4 protein-coding genes are annotated in these 4,840 nt (G+C 47.3%); all 4 read left to right on the top strand.

Annotated elements, in window-relative coordinates; genetic code table 11:
* Positions 1–2,034, top strand: a 2,034-nt coding sequence (locus IBX50_RS17285) for an ATP-binding protein (protein ID WP_292257545.1), incomplete at its 5' end; no start/stop codon positions are given.
* A 15-nt stretch (positions 2,035–2,049) separates the two neighbouring features.
* Positions 2,050–2,685 carry a hypothetical protein gene (locus IBX50_RS17280; RefSeq protein ID WP_292257544.1) on the top strand — a complete coding sequence of 212 codons (636 nt, stop codon included), beginning with the start codon at positions 2,050–2,052 and terminating at the stop codon, positions 2,683–2,685.
* On the top strand, positions 2,685–3,929 hold the full coding sequence (locus tag IBX50_RS17275) for a hypothetical protein (protein ID WP_292257543.1): 1,245 nt from the start codon (positions 2,685–2,687) through the stop codon (positions 3,927–3,929). The genes IBX50_RS17280 and IBX50_RS17275 overlap by 1 nt, the downstream gene beginning before the upstream one ends.
* Entirely contained in the window at positions 3,919–4,776 is an 858-nt protein-coding gene (locus IBX50_RS17270; RefSeq protein ID WP_292257542.1) for a hypothetical protein, read from the top strand. The genes IBX50_RS17275 and IBX50_RS17270 overlap by 11 nt, the downstream gene beginning before the upstream one ends.
* The last annotated feature ends 64 nt before the right edge of the window (positions 4,777–4,840 follow it).

Raw genomic sequence — 4,840 nt, 5'->3', positions numbered from 1 at the left:
GGTACTTGGCTAGCGCAGCTTCGACGGGAAACCCCTGATTGGGGGCAGAGTTTGGCCAAGGTGATTAACCCAGGCTTGTTGGAAAGGAAAGATCTATCGCCAAACTTTACTGGAACTGATCATGAAGCCGTGATGGGCTGGATACTGGCCCTGGATAAGATCGCTGCTCCGGAATTTGCTTTGTCGGAAGAAACCTTAAAACAAAAGCTACAAGTCCTTGATGCCGAGAGGCATGAGGCAACCAAGTCGCGTGAGCAATTAGAAAACCAAGCGCGTCGTTTGCAAAAAGTATATCAAGAGCGGGTCAAGGCCGCTGAAGCGTTGGATGTCCAAACCGTTGTTCAGAAAAGAGCAGCAGAAAGCGCCAGGCAAGCTTTTGAAAATGCCAGGGTAAGGGTGAAAAGTGCCGTTGCTGAACGCAGTAAACAAACGGCTGATGATCTTAAAAAGGCAGAGCAAAAACTCGAAGCCTTTGATGCTGATACTCGTCAGTCAGTGAGTGAACTTAAGTTGACCTTTAGTCAGCAAGAGCAGGATATGCTTGGTTATTGGGCTGAGCGTGAGTCTGAGTTTGCGGAAGACCTTCGTATCCTTGCAGAACGAATAGCAGAAGCTAAAAAAGAGTATCAACAGCGGCTTGAAAAGAAACAGTTGATTCACCGCCAGAAGCTGTCTGCAGAAGGTGTTGATCCTGGCATAGTTCAGCAGGCCAGAGATGCCCTGGAACAGCTCAAGCAGACTGTCAATCAGATCATTAACTCTGAAGATGAAGTAAGAGCTTATCGCAAATGGCGTGAACAGGAATGGAGCCATGTAGAGCACCTCAATGAAGAGCAACATAGTGCCCAAGCTTCGTTGGATACAGCAAAGCGTGAGCGTGCCGACGCAGATGCACGATGGAAAGAGCAGGATGCTCAACTGAAGAAAACCATCACGGAGTTAACGCAAAGTATCAAAACTTCGCAGGCGATGATTGAGTCAGCAGAGAGCGTGTTGAAACACTTTCCGCAACCAGGTTCATCGATTGGCTTTCCAGGCAACATTCAGGATTTGACTGAAGAGTTACAAGGTTCCCAGAAACAATTGATGCAACTACGCAGTGAGGTTGTGGCTACTTTCGACCAAGCGATTGCAATTTTGAATCGTTATGACGATACACAGATCTCACTCGCTTGGCATAAGTTATCCAGCTATCGGCGTAGCCAGATTTCAGGAGAAGTGTTTGAACATGATGAAGAGTTTAAGCTGGCTCGTATTCCTGATTTACGGGGTTTGTTGGATACCGACATTCCACAACTTAAAGAAGCGCTGATTGACCAGTTCGCCTCTGAATCCGGCAGCCTGGAGAAGTATTTTGAGGGCTTGGAAATCATGGCGAGTGAGGTGGTCAGCGTCTCAAATGTGCTGAAACGTAAAATCAATACGGATCAGCAGATTGAGAGCCTGAGCGATATTCGGGTTGTGCTTGAGCCCAGAATTTACGAAGACGCAATGTGGCAGCCGTTGAAAGAGTTTGTCACTAAATGGCAGGCGTGGCGTGTTTCGAATCGAAAAGAGCTTCCAAGTGATGCATTGCTGCGGAGTTTTGTTCTGGTTGCGGATACGCTTCGAGATGCCAGAGTGAAAGAAAATATCGAATCCATGATCGATATGCGCTTGGAGATGAAAGAAAATGATCGGCATGTCGTGATTCGTACGGATGCCGATTTTTTATCTGCAAGTTCTACCGGCTTGACTTATTTGGCGATCATGACCGTTTTTATGGGACTGACTCGCTACTTGTGCCCTGATTTGAAAACACGGATTACCTGGCCAATTGATGAGCTGGCAACACTGAGCCCTAATAATATTTCGCACCTGGCCGCCATGCTGAACGCTCATAATCTGACGATGATTTCAGCCTGCCCTAAGTTGGACAGGAGCTTGCGCCAGTTTTTTGAAAACAAAGTGTCGTTAAAAGATGGGCGTGTTTACACCTACGAATCCTCTGGTGCGGTCGGCCGCTATGCATCGCACTTTGCCAGCTTGCAGTAGCAGGGAGATTGATTGATGAGCAGTCCGTTGTTCGAACGCACCGTAACAGCCTTGATGCAAGAGCAGGTCATCTGTGAAATTAGCGATGAGGACCTCTATAATTATTTGATGATGCCGGATAGTCAGGAGGCGGTTAATCGCTTTCTGGGGCAAATCAACCGAACGTTGCGTTTAACCAGCGCTCAGGATGCTTTTGTGTGTGCTTACCTGGATATCTCAAGACCAGAAACAAAAGAGGCTGTTCGCCAACAGTTTAAAGAGGTGGCGAATCATCTGGAGGCTTTTGTTCATTTTCTTCGTCTGGTGATGACGCTTGAGTCTGGTGATCGCCCTGTTCAGCCTGGCGATAAGGTGTCAGAAGGGAATTTACTTGACCGTATTACGGCTGCACCAGCTCTTGAAGCTAAGCTTCGCTCTTTGGTGGAAAAGAAAATATTTCAAACAAAGCGTTCAGACGCAGCAGGACAGCTTCGCTCGGTTTTGGGGAGCTTTGAAAAAATGGGCTACCTGAAATCCATAGGTACTAGTGGCAGCGTATATCGTGCAACAGGGCGATGGAGCTGGTTGTATGATGTGATGACATTTATCCAGGCACACGAAGGGATAGCACAAGATGAAGAGTCAGGCCCTGAGCAGTTGAGGCTTGGCTGATGGCTCGTGTTCAGGATGCAAAGAGTACACTGCAAGCTTTAGCCCGGTTTGGTGGTGAGATACTGGAAGCGCACCTGCGCCATGGTAATCGTTTAGCTGAAACCGACGAAAATCATAATATGCTTCAAACATTAGAGCATCACCGGCTGGTGTGGCGGATTGGTGATGCCGAGGATCTGCAACTTAAGAAAGTGCTTGTGCAGTTTCTTGATCATATTACCGAGACAGAGCGTCGACGCTACGCAAATGCGCAGGTCAGTCAATTGTGGCAAAAGTTGACTGATTTGTTTGGGGATTACAAGGCTGCTAAGAAACGATCGGCATTCGGGGATATCGATCGCCTTGAAGGCGAGATTAAAGAATGTCTCGCCGAGGTCATTGAAGATATCCGCAACGCGATTGAGGCGTTTGGTGCCTATATTAATACGGGCTTCGCTTATGTTACCGATGCAGAGCTGCGGATAAGAGAAAACAAGCGCGTTATTGAGCAGGCAGACAAACTTATTCAGTTATTTGAGAGCTTCAAATTGAGTGAGCTGGCAGAGCAGGCTGGTTCTGATGCCTTTCTGAAACGTCTGTTGCTGCGATACTTACCTGCTACCTTAGAATCTTCTCAAAAGGATCTTTCCTATTCACTAAACCAGCTTAGAAAGATGCTGGTACGCTTTCGTGAAAATCAGCGCTTGAGTAAGCTGGTTGGTGCGTTTGAAGCGCATTATATTAATCATCCAGGATTCGAGCCCACAATCGAGCATATCGATTTTGCCAGGCTGCCAGAAGCGTTCAATACCGTTAGTCCTTTTACAATCAGGGGATTTGGAGATATCTATGATCCAGTCGATGAACTGGCGATCATAGACCTTGCCGCCAATGCCCGGACAGTTGGAAATAGTTCCGAGCCTGAGCAAACGATAGAAACAGCGGTATCAGTCAATTTTGATGTGGCAGGTGAGGTTGAGATTGAAGACAGTGATCCCGTTGAGGAAGCCATTGTAGAGTTACTGCAGCTTGTGGTCGATGGTGCACTAGGAGAACAGACAATCCTTGCTTCAGATGCACTTAAAAGCACTGGCTTGGCTGTTGAAAGAGCCGACTGGCTTCAAGCGCTGGCTGCCGAGATTGACGTACTTCCAGATAGCGACAGAGAGTGCATCGAGATTAGTTTCCATGACACCCCTGATCCTGTTTATCTCGATAACCTGTATGTGTATGACATTGCTTTGAGATATCGCCATGCGCAATGAAATTGCTGCGATAGAGCGCTTGTTGAAATCAGATAAATTGAAAGTGAAGCGCAATAAAACCTGGGACAGTATTTGCGTGGAAACTGGAGCTGGTGCTGTTGTGGGTAAAGAGATTCACTTTGCATCTGCAGATAAGCAGAGGCTTAGAGCTTATATTGCATCAGCGTGTGGCGTAGACCCTCAGTTTGATTCCCGTTCGGGTGGGCGAATGGCTATGGCCAGCCACGATGCGAGTGAAAAGCTGACAAGCGATTCGGTATTTGGTCACCTGGTCGTAATCGCAACAGCCGGAAAGTCTGAAATTAAAGTGAATGGCGACACGATTAAAACCCCAGCAGGTAGCGTGCTGAGCGTTTTACCCGAGAACCTTGATCGCGAGCACCTTAAAACACAAAAGCTGGTGATTGTTGAAAATGGCGCGATCATGCCCTATTGGCATGAAATTCAATTGCCTGGTAACTGGAAAGACTCGGTCATTATCTATCGTGGGCACCGTGAAAACATGCGTACCGTAGCCGAAATCGCCCGCATTCAGCCGGATGAACAGCTCGGATGGTTCTTCGACTTTGATCCTGCTGGCTTGGCTCTAGGCTTTGATCAGGGTAAGGGTGTGCTTATGATCCCTGAGGCGTGGTCTAGTTTTGATTCTAAAACTGGGTTTAATCAACCCCATAAGTATCATGACCAAAAAAATGCGTTGAACCGGATTAAAAAACAAGCAACAGGTGAGTTGCACGCCATCGTTGCTCATATGGAAAAACACAGTTTGGCTGTGATGCAGGAGCACCTGGTTCAGCGACGAGTTGCATTAATCGAGAGAAAAATAATGGATGGATTTTTGATATGAGATACAAGCTGACCAAAATGCGCGACAAGCCCCGTACTTTTAGTGCGGGGAAGGATAGCGCTGG

It is taken from the genome of Marinospirillum sp., from assembly GCF_014859565.1.
Note: the sequence above shows the minus strand (reverse complement) of the source record. Positions and strands in the feature narration are given on the sequence as shown.